Annotated in this window: 19 protein-coding genes and 1 pseudogene; 12 read left to right on the forward strand and 8 right to left on the reverse strand. The window is 45.8% G+C overall.

Annotated features, from left to right (window positions below; genetic code table 11):
• The first annotated feature begins 162 nt into the window (after nucleotides 1–162).
• From D104_RS27395 to D104_RS27405, 3 genes are read left to right on the forward strand one after another with little or no spacing between them, the layout of a single operon-like run.
• Nucleotides 163–1014 (forward strand): ABC transporter ATP-binding protein, encoded by an 852-nt coding sequence (locus D104_RS27395; protein WP_024023855.1) that lies wholly within the window; start codon nucleotides 163–165, stop codon nucleotides 1012–1014.
• Nucleotides 1015–1017: 3 nt separating this feature from the next.
• Complete coding sequence (locus D104_RS27400) at nucleotides 1018–2007, forward strand: ABC transporter substrate-binding protein (protein WP_024023856.1); 990 nt, start codon at nucleotides 1018–1020, stop codon at nucleotides 2005–2007.
• Nucleotides 2004–3059 carry a FecCD family ABC transporter permease gene (locus tag D104_RS27405; protein WP_024023857.1) on the forward strand — a complete coding sequence of 352 codons (1056 nt, stop codon included), beginning with the start codon at nucleotides 2004–2006 and terminating at the stop codon, nucleotides 3057–3059. The genes D104_RS27400 and D104_RS27405 overlap by 4 nt, the downstream gene beginning before the upstream one ends.
• Before the next feature lie 19 nt (nucleotides 3060–3078).
• Here the strand turns inward: D104_RS27405 and D104_RS27410 are convergent, their stop codons facing one another.
• Complete coding sequence (locus D104_RS27410) at nucleotides 3079–3543, reverse strand: hypothetical protein (protein WP_152531144.1); 465 nt, start codon at nucleotides 3541–3543, stop codon at nucleotides 3079–3081.
• Nucleotides 3544–3783: 240 nt separating this feature from the next.
• Between D104_RS27410 and D104_RS27415 the strand changes: the two genes are divergently transcribed.
• Complete coding sequence (locus D104_RS27415; RefSeq protein ID WP_024023859.1) at nucleotides 3784–4809, forward strand: DUF21 domain-containing protein; 1026 nt, start codon at nucleotides 3784–3786, stop codon at nucleotides 4807–4809.
• A gap of 85 nt (nucleotides 4810–4894) precedes the next feature.
• Here D104_RS27415 and D104_RS37685 read toward each other — a convergent pair whose 3' ends face one another.
• Together D104_RS37685 and D104_RS37690 are read right to left on the reverse strand one after the other, a co-directional pair.
• The gene (locus tag D104_RS37685; protein WP_235075919.1) at nucleotides 4895–5434 is read right to left on the reverse strand and encodes a methyl-accepting chemotaxis protein; all 540 of its coding nucleotides are present in this window, start codon (nucleotides 5432–5434) and stop codon (nucleotides 4895–4897) included.
• A 3-nt stretch (nucleotides 5435–5437) separates the two neighbouring features.
• Nucleotides 5438–6235 (reverse strand): annotated as a pseudogene (locus D104_RS37690) (PAS domain-containing protein); the annotation flags it as partial.
• 381 nt (nucleotides 6236–6616) lie between these two features.
• Between D104_RS37690 and D104_RS27425 the strand changes: the two are divergent.
• Nucleotides 6617–7666: a peptidase M42 gene (locus D104_RS27425; RefSeq protein WP_024023861.1), complete on the forward strand. Its 1050-nt coding sequence runs from the start codon at nucleotides 6617–6619 to the stop codon at nucleotides 7664–7666.
• Between the two features lie 9 nt (nucleotides 7667–7675).
• Here the strand turns inward: D104_RS27425 and D104_RS27430 are convergent, their stop codons facing one another.
• The 4 genes from D104_RS27430 to D104_RS27445 form a co-directional block, all read right to left on the reverse strand.
• Complete coding sequence (locus tag D104_RS27430; protein WP_024023862.1) at nucleotides 7676–8206, reverse strand: DUF7482 domain-containing protein; 531 nt, start codon at nucleotides 8204–8206, stop codon at nucleotides 7676–7678.
• Nucleotides 8207–8484: 278 nt separating this feature from the next.
• A complete protein-coding gene (locus D104_RS27435) occupies nucleotides 8485–10404 on the reverse strand; it encodes a tannase/feruloyl esterase family alpha/beta hydrolase (protein WP_024023863.1) in 1920 nt (639 codons plus the stop codon).
• A gap of 323 nt (nucleotides 10405–10727) precedes the next feature.
• Nucleotides 10728–12161, reverse strand: a complete 1434-nt coding sequence (locus tag D104_RS27440; protein WP_084546005.1) for an EAL domain-containing protein — start codon at nucleotides 12159–12161, stop codon at nucleotides 10728–10730.
• A 351-nt stretch (nucleotides 12162–12512) separates the two neighbouring features.
• Nucleotides 12513–13115 (reverse strand): nitroreductase family protein, encoded by a 603-nt coding sequence (locus D104_RS27445; RefSeq protein ID WP_024023865.1) that lies wholly within the window; start codon nucleotides 13113–13115, stop codon nucleotides 12513–12515.
• A 145-nt stretch (nucleotides 13116–13260) separates the two neighbouring features.
• Here D104_RS27445 and D104_RS27450 point away from each other — a divergent pair, with 145 nt between their 5' ends.
• A complete protein-coding gene (locus D104_RS27450; RefSeq protein WP_024023866.1) occupies nucleotides 13261–14178 on the forward strand; it encodes a LysR family transcriptional regulator in 918 nt (305 codons plus the stop codon).
• An 8-nt stretch (nucleotides 14179–14186) separates the two neighbouring features.
• Here D104_RS27450 and D104_RS27455 read toward each other — a convergent pair whose 3' ends face one another.
• A complete protein-coding gene (locus D104_RS27455; protein ID WP_024023867.1) occupies nucleotides 14187–16196 on the reverse strand; it encodes a sigma-54-dependent Fis family transcriptional regulator in 2010 nt (669 codons plus the stop codon).
• 308 nt (nucleotides 16197–16504) lie between these two features.
• Between D104_RS27455 and D104_RS27460 the strand changes: the two genes are divergently transcribed.
• The 6 genes from D104_RS27460 to D104_RS27485 all read left to right on the forward strand — a co-directional run bounded on the left by D104_RS27460 (nucleotide 16505) and on the right by D104_RS27485 (nucleotide 22590).
• Nucleotides 16505–17593: an ABC transporter ATP-binding protein gene (locus D104_RS27460; protein WP_024023868.1), complete on the forward strand. Its 1089-nt coding sequence runs from the start codon at nucleotides 16505–16507 to the stop codon at nucleotides 17591–17593.
• Between the two features lie 2 nt (nucleotides 17594–17595).
• Complete coding sequence (locus D104_RS27465; RefSeq protein WP_024023869.1) at nucleotides 17596–18735, forward strand: ABC transporter ATP-binding protein; 1140 nt, start codon at nucleotides 17596–17598, stop codon at nucleotides 18733–18735.
• Nucleotides 18725–19594 (forward strand): carbohydrate ABC transporter permease, encoded by an 870-nt coding sequence (locus D104_RS27470; protein ID WP_024023870.1) that lies wholly within the window; start codon nucleotides 18725–18727, stop codon nucleotides 19592–19594. The genes D104_RS27465 and D104_RS27470 overlap by 11 nt, the downstream gene beginning before the upstream one ends.
• A 9-nt stretch (nucleotides 19595–19603) precedes the next feature.
• A complete protein-coding gene (locus tag D104_RS27475) occupies nucleotides 19604–20500 on the forward strand; it encodes a carbohydrate ABC transporter permease (RefSeq protein ID WP_024023871.1) in 897 nt (298 codons plus the stop codon).
• Between the two features lie 11 nt (nucleotides 20501–20511).
• Nucleotides 20512–20784 (forward strand): DUF2160 domain-containing protein, encoded by a 273-nt coding sequence (locus tag D104_RS27480; protein ID WP_024023872.1) that lies wholly within the window; start codon nucleotides 20512–20514, stop codon nucleotides 20782–20784.
• 84 nt (nucleotides 20785–20868) lie between these two features.
• Entirely contained in the window at nucleotides 20869–22590 is a 1722-nt protein-coding gene (locus D104_RS27485) for an ABC transporter substrate-binding protein (protein WP_024023873.1), read from the forward strand.
• Nucleotides 22591–22620: the final 30 nt, after the last annotated feature.

A 22620-nucleotide genomic window follows, 5' to 3' on the forward strand; every position in this document is an offset into this window, starting at 1 on the left:
ACCTGACAAACCTTGTTGTGACAAACCCGCTTCCGTATAGTCTGCGACATATTCATCACATACTTTCGAACTGTGTTTTCCAGCCTGTCGAAAAGTATGATTGTATTTCACCCTATAAATGTTATATTATAACAATTATAGACAAACGGAACGCGCTTCACCTTGGCCAAAAACGACCCCATTCCCTCCAAAAAGCAAGCACACGACAACGCGGCTTACTTTTCCCATTGCCAGCCTGCCAGTTTACAGTTGGAGAATGTGGCGTGGTCACCTTACCGTAATAAACCATTGCTCGAACCCGTCAACATCCACATCAAGGCGGGTGAATTTATTGCGGTTGTGGGGCCAAATGGCTCTGGAAAAACCAGCCTCTTGCGTTGCTTATATCGTGTGAATAAACCGTCATCCGGTACAATTTCGCTCGATGGCAAAGACATTTGGTCGCTTTCGCCTCGTCAATGCGCTCAACGCATTGCCACAGTGCTGCAAGACACCGGAGCCGAATTCGGCTTGAGCGTCTTTGAGATGGCAGAAATCGGTCTCACACCAATGTCCACCAGTTGGAAGCGATCCAGCGATGACATTCAACGCATCGAAAACGCCTTAACACTGTTGGATGTGAATACTCTGTCAAATCGCACCTTCGATTCCCTTTCTGGCGGCGAACGCCAACGCGTCATGATTGCACGCGCGTTAGTACAGTGCCCTGACGTACTTATTTTGGATGAACCAACCAACCACCTAGACATTCGTCATCAACTCGACGTGCTAGAACTGCTCGCCAGTTTGCCTTGCACCGTGATTGTTTCTTTGCACGATTTGTCCCTGGCGTCCGCCTACGCAGATCGAGTATTGGTAATGAAAGCCGGTAAAACACAGGATTTTGCGCCGCCCAATCAGGTGTTTAATCAGCAACAAATAAAGCATGTTTTTGACGTAGAAACCGTCATTGACGAGCACCCTATTACGCAACGCCCGCGTTTTTCTTTTTACCTTCATAAACAGCAGGATTAATTCATGCCGAGTCACGTTCACCAGCCCGTCAAACACGCCACATACCTGACCTTATTGTTAAGTGGTTTACTGGCGAACGCGCTTTATGCCAGCGACGACCGTCCGTATTACCCAATTCAGGTGCAAAGTTGCGATCGTGAAGTGACTTTTTCTCATGCGCCAAGCGCCGCGGTGTCGAACGATGTGAACTTAACAGAAATGATGTTGGCACTCGGATTACAAGACAGCATGGTCGGATTTACTGGTGTGTCTGGTTGGAAAACATTGGACCCAACGCTGCGCAATGGTATCGGGGAATTGCCAGAGCTGTCGCCCAAATACCCAAGCAAAGAAGTGTTATTAGGCGCCGACGCCGACTTTTATTTTGCTGGTTGGAATTACGGTATGCGCGTCGGTGGCGGCGTGACACCGGAATCGCTCGCCCCGCTTGGTGTCAAGGTGTACGAACTGACCGAAAGCTGCATCCACATTATGGATAAACCGAAAGTTTCCATGGATGACCTTTACAACGACCTGCTCAATCTTGGCCGCATTTTCAACGTCGAACCCCGTGCCGACGCACTGGTTCGTGGTTATAAAAAAGCGCTGGCCGATTTCCAATCTCAACTCGCGCCATTGACAAAACCCACCAAGGTGTTTGTGTATGATTCCGGCGAAGAGCAACCTTTCACATCGGGCCGTTACGGCATGCCGACCGCACTGATTGAAGCCGCCGGCGGAAAAAACATTGTCGATGACGTACAAAAAAGCTGGACTCAAATCGGCTGGGAATCCGTCATCGACCGAGCGCCAGACGTCATTGTTATCGTTAACTACGGCGATGTAACTGCGCAACAAAAAATAGATTTTTTACGCAGTAATCCAGCGTTTAGCGATATTCCCGCAGTGAAGAACAACCAATTCACTGTCCTAGAATACGTGGAAGCCACACCAGGACCACGCAACATTGCGGCCATTAAGCAGTTAGCAAAGGCCTTTAGAAACGCGCCATGAAACCAGAAAAAAAGACAACTCTTATTGCCCATGTGCCGTTGCCGGTGTTACTGCCCGCGCTCGCGATTTTGCTGATTCTATTAATGGGAACTGCCATTGGCGTTGGGTCTGTTTCTATCTCGCAATCTACTGTGTGGGGTGTGATCGCGCATAAATTGTCATTGAGCAGCGATGCCGTTGTTTGGTCGATGGGACGAGAAAATATTATTTGGGCCGTGCGCTTACCCAGAGTCATTCTGGCGGCCATTGTGGGAGCTGCGTTGGCCGTTGTCGGCGCCGCTCTACAGTCTGTGACGCGTAATCCTTTGGCAGACCCTCATTTATTGGGAATATCTTCTGGTGCCGCGTTAGGCGCGATTATCGCGTTGCTGCATACCGGCATGGTGTTGGGCGTGGTGACCGTGCCTGTGTTTGCCTTTCTCGGCGCCTTGTTGGCGATGTTTTTGGTGTTGGCCGTGGCGAACTTCTCGATGGCGCACAACGCGGGACGTTTGATTCTCGCCGGTGTGGCGGTGGCGTTTATCTTAACCGCGTTAGGAAATTTGTTTATTTTCATGGGCGATCATCGCGCGTCGCATACCGTCATTTTCTGGATGTTGGGCGGACTCGGACTCGCGCAATGGGGGCAACTTTGGTTTCCCTTCGCCACGCTGTTATTGGGCGCTGGGTATTTGATTCACAAAGCGCGTTATTTGAATGCCATGACGCTAGGCGATGAAACCGCCAGTACATTGGGTGTGCCAGTAAGACGTTTCCGCCTGATGGTGATTATTGTGTGTGCCTTGTTAACCGGCGCTGCTGTGGCGTTTTCTGGGGTGATTGGTTTTGTTGGTTTAATGGTGCCGCATATTGTGCGTTTGTTAGTGGGTGGCGATTATCGAAAAGTGTTGCCTTTGTCAGCATTGCTAGGCGCGCTTTTTTTGGTGTCTGCCGATATCATCGCTCGTATTATTATGCCACCAGAAGACATGCCAATTGGCATTTTAACCGGCTTGGCGGGCGGCATTGCTTTTGTCTTTTTAATGAGACAACGCCGCAACGTATCGCTGTAATGGCAATTACTGCGATACGTTAAAGGCCAATTTTGAAAACCAAGTCCCCAAAGCCCCAAATGAAGGTTCCGGTCATCAACAAAGACACTTCTAATATGCCTAATTGAAACCTCACATTAACAGTCAACTCGTCCATTTCGTCTTCAAATTGATCTTTGATCGATTCAATTTCTTTGTCGATGTATTCTTTAGGCGCATTGAATTTTCTGAGTTTTATTTTGGCGCGAGACAATTCAATTCTGTGTTTTATATTGAGTCGGTTAATCAATACTTTCTCTTGAATAATACTGCTAATACTCGACCAAACACCGATCAAAACAATCAAACAGCCGCTGCGCGTTAGCCATTCCACTTGTAAAAAATCTTGGACCGATAAATAGTATCCGACGCCGATCAGCGCAATCGAGAGGATCCAAGACAGTATCACTTGACGTTTTCTAATTTGGCCGATGTCGGTTTTCTCTGGATTCTGTTGTTCTTTCAAAATGCCCTTCTTGCAATAATAATTCATAAAATTCAGGTCGAGATAATACTCTACTCTGATACCATTTAGTCCGTTTTTTCGATAAATAATATTCATGAATAACATTGGAAATGCGGTCTGAAACCCATGATTTCACAACTCATTTCGAGACAAAAAATAACCAAAATCTCATTGTAGAAAAATGTATTTTCACTCAGTCTAGCCAAATAAAATTAATCATATGGAACATTAGGTAATTCAATGACATCAGACATTATCATATGGTGCGCTATTGCACTGTGTATCTCACAATCCGCTATTTTTTCTGGGCTGAATCTTGCATTTTTTTCCATCAGCCGATTGCACTTAGATGTAGAAGCGAAGAAAGGAAACAAAGCGGCAAAGACCGTCTTAAAACTAAGAAACGATTCTAATTTCTTATTGGCCACTATTTTATGGGGCAACGTCGGTATTAACGTTTTGTTAACCATGTTGTCTGATTCCGTATTGACAGGGTTAGGTGCGTTCTTATTCTCTACCATTGCCATCACGGTCATTGGTGAGATCACACCGCAAGCGTATTTTTCAAGAAACGCGCTCAAAATGGGCAACCTTCTTTCGCCTGTCATTCGCTTTTATCAAATTCTTTTTTACCCTGTGGCAAAACCCACCGCGCTCATTCTGGACGCTTGGTTAGGCAAAGAAGGCATTACGTATCTCGAAGAAAGTGAATTGCGTAATATTATTCGCCAACATATCACGGCAGAAGAAGCGGATTTAAACCATGTGGAAGGCATTGGCGCGTTAAACTTTTTTGCACTAGACGAAATCCATGTCACGCAAGAAGGGGAAATCATCGATCCGGATTCCATCATCACGTTACCAACGAAGCTGGATTTGCCGATCATTCCTGACTTAACAAACCGCCCTGATGACGCTTTTCTGCAATTGATCAATAAAACGGATCATAGCTGGGTTATTTTAACGAATGGCGAAGGCATGCCTTTACTTGCCTTAGACGCAGACGGTTTTTCAAGAGCGGCCATTTACCAGAAAGACAATTTCGACCCTTACAGTTTTTGTCATCGTCCTGTTGTGATCACCGATGAATCGACGGCCCTGAATGATGCCATGCTAAAAATGAAACTGAACTCAACCACAGATAAGAATTTCGACGGCGACATTGAACATGACATTTTGCTCATTTGGGGTGAGGAAAAACGCATTATCACCGGAGCGGATATCTTTGGATTGTTACTGAAAGGAATGTCACCAATAGAAAAGTAGACCAAGACATTGTGTTAAACCACACATTATCTCGGTAACAAGAACCGTCTAAATGCCTTCGCATTAGACGGTTTTTTTTATTGTGCTAGCGCTTTTTATTAAACTGACTGATGGCGTCAACCACTTTGCGTGAACCGGCTTGAATCGCGTTCATAACACGGCCTGCTTCATTCGACAGCTCCAATCCTTTGTGCGCTTTGCCCATACTTTCTTCAATCAATGACACGGCTTGCTCGGTCAGTTTTTTATTTTCCCCAACCACCTTGATGATCTCTTCTGTGGCAGAACTCGTTCGAGAAGCAAGCTGTCTTACTTCGTCGGCGACCACCGCAAATCCTCGTCCTTGTTCGCCCGCACGCGCCGCTTCGATTGCCGCATTTAGTGCAAGAAGGTTCGTCTGATCGGCAATACCTCGAATACTTTCCACCAGCTCCGCCACTTTTAACGACTGAGTATCCAGTTCAAAAATGCCTTTGCTGGCGCTGCTCATTTGCTCCGACAATTCGCCCATGGTTTGGATGGTGGATTTGATGACATTAATACCCGTGAGTGCATCGGCATCACTGGTTTTTGATATTTCGTACGCAATGTCTGAGGTTTCAGCGATGGCAAATTCACGGTTCATTTGCTCCGTAATGACGGTGGCAAATTTCGCCACTTTATACAGCTCGCCATTGTCATCGTGTATTGGGTTATAAGACGCTTCTAGCCACACTGTTTCACCGCGACTATCAATTCGCTTAAACCGCTTAGAAACAGGCTCGCCTGATCTCAGTTGTTTCCAGAAATCACGATAGTCTTGCGATTCTGCTTCTTGCGGTTCACAGAACATTTTATGGTGTTTTCCGACAATCTGGCTTTTTGAGTAGCCCATCCCTTTTAGAAAATTATCGTTCGCGTTCAACACAATGCCATCAAGGTTAAATTCAATCACAGCAGAAGAGCGATTCAACGCCGCCAACATGTCTTCCAATTCTTTTGACTGAGAAATGGTTCTGGTCAGCTCTGCAGAGTACACCGCTAATACTACTTTACCTTCTGCGTTTTTCGTCGGCTGGATGATCGCTCGGTACCAGGCTTCTTTGCCATCTTTGGTTTCCAACTGCAACGCACCATGCCAATGTGTTTTGGAACCAATGCAACTTAACATCCGTTGACAGTGCTCTTTATTGAGGGATTTTTTGAGAATGAAATCCTTGAGGTATTTTCCCGTCATTTCTTTTACGTCGTAACCCACTGACGTTAAAAACAAAGCATTTGCACCTATGATCTTTCCTTCTGAATCCAAAGCGAAATACAACATTTCTTGTTGAAGATCATCCTGAATATCTTGAAAGGCAGACAGCTCTTTTTCTAATTCCGCAATTCGGGTGGAAGATTTTTTGTTCATAAATAGCATGCTTTTTAGTCCTATATACGTCGTCATGTTTGTCTGTGTAATGCGAGTTATCGTGACTCTCCCCTTAGTGTAGTAAGGCGGAGCGCAAAAAACCGAAAGATGTTTGAAAAACTGTTTTTTCTAGCGTTATAGACCCACATCGTCTTGCAAATATGTATATCACAAAAGACTCATATGATATTCCCATTTAGATCAAGGATATGAACTTTATGTATTCTTTTTATACTGAGTTGTATTCCTTTTCTAACTATCTTTTTTTAGCCAACACGACTTAAGAAAAGACTCGTCGCTGATGGTCACTTAGCACTTACATAACCCTCCTAAAAATAATCAAAAAAACATTATGTAAATCTCGGTTTTACGTTTATAACCAAGCTTGCATTCCCCCTATTTTTGGAACCTTTTTGCATGCCTAGTGATGACTTTATTGATCTGCTCAAATTGCTTGTTCGCCAACCCAGTGTAGTCGGCGCGGAACATTCCTTTTTCCGCGTATTACAACGTGAATTAGAAGAACGAGGCGCCAATGTCACTTGGTACGAAGGGTTATTAGTAGCCCAAGGCAGCGAGCCATTTAGCACCATGTTTTCCGCGCACATTGATCGTCATGGCTTGGTTTGCACTGGCCCAAATGAGTTTCAGTATGCGGCGTTTGTTTCCGCGAATCGCACAGATTTGCTGAATAATTCTGTTTCTGAAGAATTAATGAGCAAGGTAACGGGGCGTTTTAATCATGAAGAAGTGTTTGCTTACGAACCTTGGTCTGGCGTATATCGCGGCAAAGGCGTGATTAAAAAATCGTACGTGTGCGAATTTAGAAACAACCTGATTTTTGAAATCGAAGGATTAGAAGGCGTGGTTGCTGGTACGCCAATCGCGTTTAAAGACCAACTTCAGTTGGTCAACAATCGCTTAGAAGGCCAACTCGATAACGTCATTTCCGCTGCCGCTTTGGTACATCTGTTTGATCATGGCTTTAAAGGCACAGCGTTTTTTACTGCACAAGAAGAAGCGGGCAAAAGCTGGCGCTATTTATTGGAATGGTTCCGTCGTTTCGGTGGCTCAACCAACCGCTTGTTTGTGGTCGACACCAGTCCTTTTCCGAACGTCGAAAGTGCCAACGAACAACTTTTGGTGTTACGTGAAAAAGACGCCAACGCGACATTTAACCCAGATAGCACACAACTTATTCAAACCCTATGCGAACAAAATGGTGTCAGTTATTTGTACAAAAACCGTTATGTTGAAAAAGAAAATGCCAAGCGAGCGAGCCAAGGATTAACCGCAAATTCGCTAGGCAGTACCGAGCTTGGCCGTATCATCGCGGCGTCCAATGGCTTGGTGGATGGCACCACGATTCAAATTCCAACCATCGGTTATCACACCATGCATGAATCCGCGTCGGTGGATTCCGTAGACGCGTTTCTTGATATGTTAAAAGTTGTCTCTAATATTTGATGTGAGCGTTTAAGAAGCACCAAGAACAAATGGAATAACAGGGCAATTGAGTACGATGTCGGTTCGTTCGATGGTGACCATGCCCTGATCTTCTGCGACAAAAATGGCTTCTTCGGACGTTAGTTCTTGTGCTTTATTGGGATCCTTCCAAACCACCACATACATCAACCAAAGTGGCGAATAATGCCTGTCTGCGCTCAAGTAGCCTAATGGTTCAGGCACAGACGCAAAGACACTTTTTGATTGTTCACCGTTCGGGAACGCATACACACGCTCCAATACGGTTTTGACTTGTGGCGGTTTCGGGTAATTCGGCACGGCATCACGTAATCGCGGCGCATAATTGGCGTTCTTTGCTTTGGCGACCGTCTGATCAGATACATCGGTCGTAATGTACAAGACATCTTTGCCATCATGCCAACCATGCAACAAAGGCAAACGAATGGACTCGACTTGCGTCGAGTCTTTTTGAACCGAATGATTACTGCAAGAAACCAAAAATAAGGCCGTGATAACACACAAAACAGAACGAATTAACATGCGATTCCTTTGATAAGGCAATGGTGTAAGCCAAACGACTTAGCTTATTACATAAGTCAAAACTCTATCATGTCCTTCTCATTACACAAAACGCGTTAACCCATACTATTTGCTCTGCTATCGAAATGTGGTCCAATTATCCAGTGGAAAAGAAGTCGTTCATTTTTTGTTATTCGCAGCCTATATCGCACAAAAAAATCCCTTACCGATTCAGTAAGGGATTTTTCAAATGACATCATCAATATCGAGACCGAGTTTTCAGCTCGATAACCCCTCAATCACATGAGGTTTTGATAGTCGGTTAGCTTGCGACACTCATAGTCGCTCGCTAATGTTGTATCGCTCGATCCTCCCACGTATTGAGGATAATAAGGGAAGTAACACAACGGACGACGGCCTAACTGGTTGCCGCTCACATCGGTCGACACCAAATGATTGACAGGGGCAATGTCTTGCTCTACCCAATCTTCTAACGCACTCAACCAATCCACACTGGCTTTGTAATAGCCTTTCCCATGCCCATATCCAGGAATCAAATAGAAGCTGTAAAAGTCGTCCACCACGCCGCCAGAGACACCGACCGACTCATTTTGACTCGCTCGGTCATTGGTTGCTGCGTCATCACTGCGCCAAAATGCGTTCATACCGAGATAATCTTTGTTGCCTTTGAATTGCCCCGTCATGCGTAAATAAAAATCAATCGAGTTATAAGGCGTAATCGACACATCTGCACCACCATGATAATGAATCATTTTCCCGCCCTTACCTCGAAAATGAGAGAAATCCACACCGCTCGTATCCACCCAGCGAGACAGCGTCGTGATGCGTTCAACCCAATTGGCAGGGTCGAAATTTTCTAATATGTCCGCCGGTTTCGAATAGGTTTTTTGGGTAATGATGTTGTATTGATCAATGGAAGGAAATGTCGCTTGAAAGGCATCAAATGCCCCTCGTTCTGAACCGAAGTCTTCTTGCTGCGATAAGTAAACCGTGTCATCTTTCGCAATATGAATACCATCTAACATAGGCCAACGTCCGTAACTTTTTAGTCCACCACTGAGGACCAAACCATCCGGTAAATTATAACGAGAACTTATGCGCGCCAGTGTTTCAATTTGAGGATCTGACAAACAAGGTTCCAGATCCACTTTGGCCGACGTTGATTGAGAATGAGCACCTGCTTCGCAACGTAATGGATTACTGTCATCGTGTGCCAACAGGTTTTTACCTAGTGTTTGTGTGATGAATTCCTGACACGCACCCGCATCGCTGATCATGTCGTCTGACGCACCATCCAACGCAAGGTCCTTGGCGTCACACGTGCCTAGCATATAACGAGTCAGCGCTCGTGTTTGCGGGCGACTGATCCAGCCTTCTCCAGCTTTAGCATTAAACTGATAACCATCAACGCCCGCCGTTCTTGCGTTGTATAAGGTTTTTCCATAATCCATGGACCCTAAATGCATGGCTTCTAGGTTATACGCTGGGTAACCCACAATCACGCCATCGTAATCGTCTGGGTAAAATTGCGCTGCTATCAAGGCTTCATGTCCGCCTTGTGAACCACCTTGAAAATAGCTGTGTTGCGGCGCGGCTTGATAATAGGTTGCCATAATAAATTGTGCCGCATCGTGTGTTTTTTTGATTTGTTGACGGCCAAAATTTCGCAGCGCTTCACTGTTCCATAATTCGTTAGCCTTACCGCCTGCATAAGGCGCTTTATGACCACTGTCGCTCGCCAACGTAGCGTATCCACGCGCCAACGCACTTTGAATGCCATCCTCGGACGATCGGTCAACCTGAGGAATCGTGCCGTTAAAACCACCGCCACCGTATTGCAATGTTTTATGATTCCAGTCGTTCGGTAAAGCGACACGAAAGAGAATAGACGGCGTGTTAACATCTGTTTTATGAGCCGTGTTGGGATGAATGATTTCCGACGTCGATAACGGATAAATTTCACCCATCACCAGACAATGTGCTGCACCAGACGCCGCATCGTTTGAACTCACCGCCCCAGCCGAGGTGACGGTGGCGCCTTTTGTGGCCAGTCCAATCGCCAACGCAGGAATAGACAACCCCTCTAATGCATTACAAGACGCCGTTGCCGACATGGCCGCTAATGTCGGCGTGACAATACTTAGCACGCCCATCACCGTGATAGCCGATACGCTCAAAATTCGCATGGTATTTTTCATAGTTTCCCTCCAAAGCACTGTTGTATTTTTTCGCTTTGAATAAATTCATACCGCCGGTTTTTCCGTCACCAGAGCAGGTTCTTTATTGACGAAGCCAAACCTAAAAATTTATCCGAATAAGAAAGGTAACAGATTCAACAAGGGCGACCATCTGCGAGATGGAAACGCAATGTTTCCAAAACAAGACAGAACATAATGAAAAACAATGAAGCGTGTTTTTTACCAGAATGATGAGGAAGTAAAGGTGTTAGAGGAATTTATACACGTCGCATAACGCATCGCATTGTGTCTTTTTTATTCTTATATTGGTGGGGGGTTGCGAGTCAATTTTGCGCAGTAAACGCCATTATTTTTTCAGAGTTCATCGGCCGGCCGTGATACCAACCCTGATGAAGATAAATGCCAATGTGGTTCGTTTGTTCATTATTGTCTTGGGTTTCGATGCCTTCGGCAATGCAGTCGATATTGAGTTCATTACAAAACGCGATAATGGACTTCAAAATGGCGGTGTTTTGATTTGTTTTGCTCATAAAAATCTTATCTGTTTTGACAATATCAAAATCAAATTCAGAGATATAAGACAAGCCAGAATATTCCATACCAAAATCGTCGATAGCAAAACGACAGCCTTTTTCTTTCAGAATATTCATGTGTTTTTTGATCGTTTGTTTATGCAACATTAAGTTTTCATCTTCCGTTACCTCAAGGATCAAACTGGAACAAGTTAAGCCTTTTAAATTCAGTATGTGGTCGATAAAAAAGGCACTTTCAAGGTGACGACTGGATATGTTGACTTGAAAGTCATGTTGTTCTAGAAACGTGGTCGAGAAGCTCCTTTCAATCTGGCTTATCTGGAAAATCGTGTGATCAATGCTCAAATCCAAACGTTTCATTTTCTCGATGGTGTCTCTTGCATTGTCGTCATCTTCACTTCTTAAAAACACCTCAATCGAAAAAACACTGCCGTCTCTGGTATCAAAAATGGGTTGGTATTCATTGTAATAATAATGACTTCCTATTTTATATTTCAGCAACAACTTATCTATTCTTCTTACCAATTTGGGCGTGATAAAGAAATATACAAGGAAAAACCAAATCAGAAGAATAGGAATAACATAAGGGTTAATATGAATTTTAGAAGAAACAAGGGCAGGCATTAAATAAGATAAGTTACTAATCACATTGGACTTTTTATACTTTTCTCCAACAACACCACTCTCGATAGAGAAAACAATACTGGGATGATTCAGAAAAAACAGATCTACGCTGCTTTTTTTAATCAATATATGGTATTCAATATCGTCTGTTGTTTTCTTAATCGCATAAACTGGCATAGCCAACGCGTTCATTGTATGCGGACCCACCATTAAAAAATCCGAATGCGCTTCAGGCTTACTGACCTTAACACTGCCTTTTTCACCCCACGAATTGCATGATATGACGCCCTGTCCGCCTTCTGTATGAACAACAGCAAACTCAATGGAACCAGGAATACCAAACAGCCCTTTACGCATATCCAAAATAAGGTTACGCGAACAAGTACCATTATACTCATTGGCTATTCTAGAAATAAAAGAAGTAATAACATTAAGATGGTTTTCTGCTTGAATAAAATCCTTTTGTCTTTCAAGCTCAGCGGCCTTGGCCTCTCTTTTTTGCTGCCAAGTTTCCTCAATAAAAAGCACAAAAATTGAGACGATCCCCCACAACAAGATATTCATTAAAACAGTTAGCTGCGTCCTTGATGCCTGAGTCATGAAACGTCCATAGCCTCTTACTTATTGGTTTTTATAGGTATAGCAAGGCATCAGAAAAGAAATACATGATATTTGTAATCGGAATAACAAGAAGGTTGGTATAAAAAGCGCGCTCGAATCTTAAACAATTGAAAAATAAGGTGTTCAGGAAACTTACCACGTTAAATTTTCGTTACAAAAAAATGCGATTATCTACGTAGCATTGCTTTCTCTGCTCCATTTTTTAGTACTTCCCCGCCGCATTTTGACTTCACTCGGGCGATTCTATGTCAGTATTTTTCTATCTTTAACGGGGTTTTTAGATGCATCATGTGCGCAGCGGTGCAAACATCACTGCACACATAAATGACACTAAAATCTATTTTCAACCAGTACGTCTGATAATGGCAGTTGACCTGCTCTCGGGTAAGCCGCTTTCTCTGCATGACCAATGGCGATCATCATGGCAATCACATGCCCCTCTGGAAGACATATTAATTCAGCCACCTTTGCTTGATCAAAGCCCACCATGGGACAAGAGTCATAACCCAGTCCTTTCGCGGCCAACATCATCGTTTGGGCGGCAATGCCACAGGAACGCATGGCTTCGTCTCGCTGAATTTGCTCTTTTCCGTTATAAAAACCATACATCATTGGCAATAAAACGTCCTGAGTTTCTTTCGGACTGTTTGCAACATAGCGCTCAGGGCGATCGTTCCACGCATTCACATCCGCGCACAACACAAATAATTCCGCCGCGTCTGACACTTGAGCCTGTCCCCAAGCTGCCGCTTTTAGGTCTTCTCTTTGTGCCGTATCCGTTACTCTAACAAAGCGCCAGTGCTGAATATTGTAAGACGTCGGCGCCAGCAATACGGCGTCCATCAGTGCGGTAAAATCGGCAGTTGGCATGTTTTGATTCACTTTATAATGCTTTACTGCTCGTCGCTGTTGAATGGCTTGAAAAATATCCATGGTCTTTTTAACTCCTAAAGTGTTGAAAGTAGACATTGCCAAGAAGACAAAATCTGTTGATACGCACTTTATATTGTTTTCCATTGACGGATAAACCGGTTTAAAAGAAACTAATTGTAGAGCTAAACTCAACAATGGAGCGTATATGGACACTTTTTCAGCTATCCCTGTTTTTATCGCCGTTGTGGAAAACGGGAGTTTTTCAAAAGCGGCTGACAAACTAGGCACAAGCAAATCCGCGGTGAGTAAACGCATTAGTCAGCTTGAAAACACGCTGGGCGTGAAACTGCTTCACAGAACCACTCGACGACTCAGTCTGACCGAAGCTGGCGAACACTACTTTCACCATGTGCACAAAGCCATGACCGCCGCGACAGAAGGCGTTGATGCCGTCACACAATTACAGGGTAAACCCAAAGGCACCTTAAAAGTCAGTACGCCCATGTCATTTGGTCGCCTGCATTTGGCGCCTTTGGTCACCGATTTTTTAACCCATTATCCCGACATCACATTGAATATGACGATGGATGACAAGAAAGTCGATTTAGTTGAACAGGGTTTCGATGTCGCTATTCGCGCCGGAGAAATGAAGGATTCAACATTGATTGCCCGTTCTCTAGCCTCGTGTCGAAGTGTGATTTGTGCCTCGCCTGAGTATTTACGAAAGCACGGTACTCCAACGACTCCTGAAGCCTTAATGAATCATAACTGCATACGGTTTTCTTATGACTACAATGGCAATGAATGGGTGTTTCATCGGGATGGAAAACAGCAAAAAATCAAAGTCGATGGCAATTACCAAGTCAACAACAGTGAAGCGTTACAAGCTGCGGCATTAGACGGATTAGGCATTGCCAAAATTCCGACCTTTGTGATCGGAAAAGACATTATGAACGGACGGCTCGTCCCGCTATTTGAGTCGTATCCACTGCCTATTCAAACCTTCTACGCGGTTTTTCCTGAACGCCGTCACTTGCCCGCAAAAGTACGTGTTTTCCTAGATTTTATTATCGAAAAACTTGAGAGCGATCAGCCCTATTGGGAAGTAGATCCCCCTATTTAGAGTGATCTTCACTCGGTTTCGCTTTTCAACTTCCCGTACTTATACACTGTATTTCGGCTCACACCGGCGGTTTTTGCAGTTTGTGACACATTGCCTTTGAACTCATTTAACAAGCGTGGAATCAAGCGCTCTAATGGCTCTTCGAGGCCTATTACTGACGGCACATCTGAACTGTCTGCGTCGGCGGCTATCGCGTCCAAATCCTCAAAAAAATCATCGGGTAAATGCCAATCTTCCAACACGTCTTCATCGGCCATCGCCATGCCCACTTTTAACACATGCGCCAGTTGACGCATGTTTCCAGGCCAAGGGTGTTTCACCAGCAAATCGATCATGGCTTGTGATAATGCAGGACCGGGCTCTTCTTTGCGCAATCGATTATGGAGATATTGAATCAACGCCGCTTTATCAGATCGTTCGCGTAGGGCAGGTAATTCGATGTTCAAACCCGAAATTCGATAGTATAAATCTTGGCGAAAACGGCCTTCTTTCACTTCTTCTTTGAGCACACGGTTAGTGGCGGAAATAAGCTTAATATCCACAGGGAATACTTCCGTCGAGCCAAGTGGCGTCACGACACGCTCTTGCAAAACACGCAGTAAGCGAGATTGTACCGCCATTGGCATTTCGCCGATTTCATCCAAAAACAGCGTACCACGATGCGCCCGACGAATAAGGCCAATTGAGCCTCTATTCTGTGCGCCCGTAAACGCTCCTTTTTCATAACCAAAAAGTTCAGATTCGACCAATTCTGCTGGAATGGCGGCGCAGTTGACGGCGACCAACATCTCTTTGGCGCGGGAACTGTGATAATGCAAACTGCGCACAAAAATCTCTTTGCCAGCGCCCGTTTCCCCGTGAATCAAAATGGGGATGTCTTTCTCCATAATCTTATGCGCTTGGCGCACCAAACGCTCTACCCGTTCGTCACCATGCTGCAATTCAGCCAAGGGGATGACGTTGTCGGGTATCTCCGTGATCAATGGCAATATTGGTTTATTAACTTTCTCTTTTATGGGTTTTTCTTCATTTATAACAATAGGTTCTGGCTGTACCGGAGCAACATAATCTGTGCGCTGACGAAAGTCTGGTACGCGCATAATTTGCTGCACAGGCGGAATCACTTTGACGTAAAACTGATAACGCCCCATGGCGATCAATTTCATCGGTAAACTAAACGGGTGATGCTTAATTTCTCGCATTTCGATATCAAAAACCTGATTGATATTCAGCAACGCCAAATCACGCGCCAACACCACTTCTGCACGGCGGTTTGCCGACACAATGGTGCCGTTCTCATCCAGCACTAAAATACCCGACCAATGACTGTCCAAACTGACCACATTGGTATTAAAACTTAGAATGAAATGTTCTTGTTGGAACGCCGAAAAAATCAGTCGATTTTCGACGCTTAATGACATGAGTTTCACCATGCCGAAAGTATGATCTTGCGGCAAATACGCATCGGAAGAAATGTCCAACACGCCCACTAAATCGTTCTTGGTGTTGTAGATCGGCGAGGCGGAACCCACCATAAAACGGTTGGCGCGAAGGAAATGCTCATCGCGGCCGACTTGAATGGCTTCGCCCGTGATTAGCGCGGTGCCAATGGCGTTCGTACCCACGCCCATTTCCGTCCATTGGTTACCACCCACGAGTCCATGCTCTGCGGCACTGCCAAAACGTGGTTGTCCCCACGTATTGAGCACGTGTCCTTGACGATCCGCCAAGACAATCATGCAAGCGGAATTACTGAGGATATTCTCGTAATACGGCAACACTTCGTTTTCTGTGGTTTCCAACAAACTACGATGCTGGTCGACCAAATCGATCAAGGTGCCTTTTGGTAAGGTCGCAAAATCAGGACGACTGCCGTGGTCCAAGCCAAATTGCTCGCAACGATACCAAGAATCTTGAATCCTATCTTTATGCGTCTGTGTCAGATTCGTCTCGGTGGCCGAACCCTTGTTTTCAGATGCATTAACGGCTTGTTGTTTTTGTTTTTCTTCGTCTTGCATTTCCAACTCCACTACAGTGAGGAAAATACCGCCACTGTGCACGAAATGTTCAGTGTAATGGGAGAACTGTAAACACTTTGAACACCCGTGAACAGTCCCTGTTCGAAAATGAAAATCCTAAAAGTCGACTCTAAATTGAATTATATTGCTTAAAAATCATATGGTTAAGTAAATAGAACGAATCATAAATATTTTTGGCATGGCTTTTGTAATGTATCAACTCAATAAGAGCGTGTTCACTATTGAGCCTTGTAAACGCCAGTAGCATGACCGCGCATAAAAAAATAATAACAAAAAAGGTAAGTACAATGTCCCTGACGCTGCAGAATGTATCGCGCGTTGTTGAAGGTGAGACATGGATCGACGAGGTTAACTTGACCCTCGAACCTGGCTCTTTCAACGTTTTACTCGGACGCACATTGTCTGGTAAAACCACGCTAATGCGACTCATGGCGGGCCTTGATCGGCCAACCAAAGGAAAAATCCTCATGAATGGGGTGGACGTGACTGGCGTAGCCGTTCGCGAACGCAACATTTCCATGGTGTACCAACAGTTCATCAATTACCCCAACCTCACCGTATACGAAAACATCGCGTCGCCGCTCCGTTTGGCGAAAATGGATGAAAGCGAAGTGGATCGTCGTGTACGAGAAACCGCTGAAATGCTTCGTATTGACCCTTTTCTTGATCGCTTGCCACTGCAACTGTCTGGTGGACAGCAACAACGCACCGCGATGGCTCGAGCCTTGGTGAAAGACTCACAAATCATCTTGTTCGATGAGCCGCTGGTTAACCTCGATTACAAATTACGCGAAGAACTTCGCCAAGAATTACGCGCCCTGTTTAAGGCTCGTAACTGCATCGCCATTTACGCGACCACAGAGCCAAACGAAGCCTTGGCATTAGGTGGCAACACCGCGGTGTTAAACGAAGGTCGCTTGTTGCAAATGGGACCAACGGCCGAGGTGTATCATCAACCTAAAGACATTATTACCGCCGAGATGTTTTCTGAGCCGCCAATCAATGTCGTACAAGGTCGCGTCAGTGAAGAAGAAGTTACCTTTGATGACACCGTTCATTTTCGCCTTAACAACGATTTACGCAGCTTAACGCCCGGTGAATATCAATTTGGCGTACGCGCTTCTCACATCGGTTTGGTGCCACATTCTGACGACGATTTAGAGCTGCCGGTTCGCGTCGATCTGGCTGAAATCAGCGGATCGGAAACCTTCTTACACGTTCACAACCCACATTTTGATTTGGTGCTGCATTTGTCTGGGGTTCACGCCTATCAGGTGGATCAAGAGATTAAGGTGTATTTCCCGACGCACAAGCTTTACGCCTTTGACGCTCAAGGCAAGATGGTGCATTCCCCAGCACGAATGAGGGATCAATAGTCATGGCTTCTATTACGTTAAATGCGTTAGCGCACAGCTACACAGAAAACCCAACCAAACCAGAAGATTACGCGATTCGTGAAATGACGCACGTGTGGGAACAAGGCGGCGCGTTTGCCCTACTTGGTCCATCGGGGTGTGGTAAATCTACCCTGTTGAATATTATTTCTGGCTTGTTAGAACCGTCCGAAGGTGAAGTCTTGTTTGACGGAAAACGCGTCAATGAGTTGAAACCAGAAGAGCGCAACATTGCGCAGGTTTTCCAGTTTCCCGTGGTGTACGACACCATGACGGTGTTTGATAACTTGGCTTTTCCGCTGCGCAATATTGGCGTGCCGGAGTACAAGGTGAAGTCGAAAGTCTACGAAGTGGCCGAAATCCTCGAACTCTCCGACCAGCTCAATCGCAAAGCCAAAGGCTTGTCCGCGGACCAAAAGCAAAAAGTCTCCATGGGACGCGGCTTGGTTCGTGATGATGTGTCCGCCATCTTGTTCGATGAACCACTGACCGTAATCGACCCACAACTGAAATGGAAACTGCGTCGTAAGCTTAAACAAATCCATGAACAGTTCAACATCACCATGGTGTATGTCACCCACGATCAGCTGGAAGCATCAACCTTCGCCGACAAAATCGCCGTCATGTACAACGGACAAATCGTCCAGTTCGGCACACCACGCGAATTGTTTGAAACCCCAGCACATACGTTTGTGGGCTACTTTATTGGCAGCCCCGGCATGAACTTTTTTGACGTCGAACTCAACGACACACTGACGTTTGGCGGACATGAAATTGCCACCAGTCACGACATGCTAACCCGTTTGAAAGCCATGGGCGCTAGCAATATCAAAGTCGGTATTCGTCCAGAGTTCGTCCATGTTTGGGATGGCAAAAACGACGATGCATTCCCTGTCGAAGTGGATTATGTGGAAGACCTTGGTACTTACAAAATCCTCTCTTTCTTGTTCAACGGACAAGTCATGAAAGCCCGCCTCAGCGAAGATCAAAAAGTGCCAAGCGGACAAATCTATGTGAGCTTTCCGGAACAATGGACCAAGGTTTATGTAGACGAATACCTTGTTGACCTAACGGCTGGTTCTATCGAAAACGACAAGAATAAGGAGACCGACCATGCAAACTAAAGTCGAGAATAACAAGGCATGGTTCCTTGTTATGCCCGTTTTTCTTATCGTTGCTTTCTCTGCCATCATCCCTTTGATGACGGTGGTGAACTATTCGGTACAAGACATTTTTGACCCTCAAACGCGCTACTTCGTTGGCACCGAGTGGTTCAAACAAGTCATTCTAGACAGCCGCTTGCATGAAGCCTTGCTGCGTCAGTTTATTTATTCCCTGACCATTCTGACGATTGAAGTACCGCTGGGCATTTGTGTCGCCTTGATGATGCCAACCAAAGGCCGAGGCGCGTCTATCGCACTTATTCTTGTCGCTATTCCGTTGCTCATTCCATGGAACGTAGTCGGTACCATTTGGCAAATATTTGGTCGCGCAGACATAGGTTTATTTGGTGCCTTTATGAGTTATATCGGTGTCGATTACAACTACGCATCCAACCCGACCGATGCATGGTTAACCGTGGTATTGATGGACGTATGGCATTGGACGCCATTGGTCGCGCTGTTGTGTTATTCCGGTTTACGAGCCATTCCTGAGGTGTATTACCAAGCGGCGCGAATCGATCGCGCGTCTCGATGGGCCGTGTTCCGCTATATCCAACTTCCTAAACTCACTAACGTGCTGATTATCGGTGTGTTATTGCGTTTTATGGATTCGTTCATGATCTACACCGAACCGTTTGTCTTAACCGGTGGCGGGCCTGGCAGTTCAACGACCTTCTTGAGCCAAGCCTTAGTGCAACAAGCCATTGGCCAGTTTGACCTTGGCCCTGCGGCAGCGTTCTCACTGGTGTATTTCTTAATCATCTTGCTCGTGTGTTGGGTGTTCTACACCACCATCATGAACATGCAAAAAGACAAGTAGGAGCGAATCATGACTCAATCATCAACGACACCGATATCGCACAATAGCCGCGTAACGAAAGAGCAAGCGCCGGTTCACAGCCGTGCAGAACGCAAGGCTCGAAATGCCAATATTCGCGGCCGATTTGGCTTAGTACTCTATGTGGTTTTATTGCTGCTGCCGATTTATTGGCTGCTGAATATGTCATTCAAAACCAACACGGAAATTCTCAGTGGGTTGTCTTTCTTCCCAGCGGATTTTACCTTAGAAAATTACGCTAAGATTTTCAGCGATTCCACTTGGTACATGGGGTACGTTAACTCGATTTTCTACGTTTCCATGAACATGGTCATCAGTTTATTGGTCGCATTACCCGCGGCTTATGCGTTTAGCCGATACCGTTTCATTGGCGATAAGCACATGTTTTTCTGGTTGCTTTCAAACCGTATGGCGCCACCAGCGGTGTTCTTGTTGCCGTTCTTCCAGCTGTATTCCTCTGTAGGCTTGTTCGACACCCATATTGCGGTGGCCTTGGCTCACTGTATTTTCACCGTGCCATTGGCGGTGTGGATTTTGGAAGGCTTTATGAGCGGCGTGCCGCGTGAAATCGACGAAACGGCGTACATCGATGGTTACTCTTTTCCAAAGTTCTTCGTGCGTATTTTCATTCCCTTGATCCGTTCTGGTATCGGTGTAACGGCGTTCTTCTGCTTTATGTTCTCTTGGGTCGAGTTACTTCTCGCTCGCACCTTGACATCAGTCGAAGCCAAGCCCATTGCCGCCATTATGACGCGTACGGTTTCTGCGTCAGGAATGGATTGGGGACTGCTCGCTGCGGCGGGTGTGCTGACTATTATTCCGGGAATGCTGGTCATTTATTTCGTTCGTAACCATGTCGCGAAGGGCTTTGCCCTTGGTCGAGTGTAAGGAGAATCATTATGGCTTGGATGTCTTGGACATTACCCACCGCACTGTTTTTTATCGGCATTGGGGTGATCTTGGTCGGCATGACCACCTGGCAAATACTCTCACCTTGTGTGGAACGTCGTGGCTTTTTACCACTGGCCACCACGCGCGGTGATCGCTTATTCATAGGGCTGCTTAGCAGCGCCTTTATCCACCTCGCATTCGTTGCTTTAACGGATGTGAACATCGCGGTGGCAACCGTCCTATGCGCATTTTGGATGTTAATTCTAATGCGCTGGGGCTAATCATCTGCGTCCCTAATCAGTAGGAACGATGGATTGTCTGGCACGGAAGCCAATCAAAATAACTAAACTTTGTTGAGGTAAAACATGCACTACAATAAAAAGAAAATTGCACTGGCCGCCTTACCCTTTGCTGTGATGTTGCACTCTGCCAATATTTGGGCAGACGCATACTCTGACGCAGCAGACAAATGGGTAAATAACGAATTCACCGTTTCGACGCTTACCAAAAAACAGCAGCTTGACGAAATGCATTGGTTCACCGAAGCCGCGAAAAAATTCCGTGGCATGGAAATCAATGTCGCGTCTGAAACCCTAACGACTCACAAATACGAGTCACAAGTGTTGGCCAAAGCCTTCCAAGAAATCACCGGAATCAAGGTCAACCATGACCTTATCCAAGAAGGCGATGTGGTTGAAAAGCTACAAACGCAAATGCAATCTGGTCGTAATATTTACGACGCGTACGTAAACGATTCCGATCTCATCGGTACGCATTTCCGTTACGGTAAAGTCGTGCCAATTTCTGACATGATGAAAGGCGACGGCAAAGCATATACTTCGCCAACCTTGGATCTAAACGATTTCATTGGTTTGTCTTTCACCACCGGCCCAGACGGCAAACTTTACCAACTTCCTACTCAGCAATTCGCCAACCTTTATTGGTTCCGAGCTGACTGGTTTGCTCGTCCTGACCTAAAAGCAAAATTCAAATCCATTTACGGCTACGACCTTGGTGTGCCAGTTAACTGGTCTGCTTATGAAGACATCGCCGAGTTCTTCACGGATAAAGTGAAGAATATCGATGGCGAGCGTGTTTATGGTCACATGGATTACGGTAAAAAAGACCCTTCTCTTGGCTGGCGTTTCACGGATGCTTGGTTCTCTATGGCAGGCGCAGGCGACAAAGGCATTCCGAATGGATTACCTGTCGACGAATGGGGTATTCGTGTTGAAAGTTGCCATCCGGTTGGTTCTAGTGTTTCCCGAGGCGGCGCGACAAACGGCCCAGCGGCAGTTTACGCGACAACAAAATACGTTGATTGGTTGCGTAAGTACGCGCCACCAGAAGCACAAGGCATGACCTTCTCTGAATCTGGCCCAGTGCCAGCACAAGGTGGCATTGCTCAGCAAATCTTTTGGTACACCGCCTTTACCGCTGACATGACAACCAAAGGTCTTCCTGTTGTAAACGCAGACGGCACTCCGAAATGGCGCATGGCACCATCGCCTGTTGGACCATACTGGGAAGAAGGCATGAAAAAAGGTTACCAAGACGTTGGCGCTTGGACCTTCATGAACTCGACGCCAGACGATCGTCGTCTAGCGGCTTGGTTGTACGCTCAGTTCACCACAGCGAAAACCGTTTCCTTGAAGAAAACATTGGTTGGCTTAACGCCGATTCGTGAGTCGGATATCAACTCTCCAGAAATGGCCGCAGCCGCGCCTAAATTGGGTGGTTTGGTTGAATTCTACAAAGGACCAGCGCGTAAAGAATGGTCGCCAACGGGTACGAACGTACCGGATTACCCTAAGCTCGCTCAGCTTTGGTGGCAGTACATTTCTCAAGCGGCAAGCGGTGAAGCAACGCCACAAGAAGCCCTTAACGGCCTAGCAGAAGCACAAGACAAAGTCATGACGCGTCTTGAGCGTGCGAAAGTACAGGATAATTGTGGACCGAAAATGAACACGCCTCGTGACGAAGCGTATTGGTTGGCTCAACCTGGCTCGCCTAAAGCGAAATTAACGAATGAGAAACCAAAAGGCGTTACGGTTTCTTATGACGAGCTACTTCGTTCTTGGAAATAATGTTTGATTCATTAATGTTCCCAGCACTCT

This window comes from Marinomonas profundimaris (assembly GCF_000508165.1).
GTDB classification, from domain to species: domain Bacteria; phylum Pseudomonadota; class Gammaproteobacteria; order Pseudomonadales; family Marinomonadaceae; genus Marinomonas; species Marinomonas profundimaris.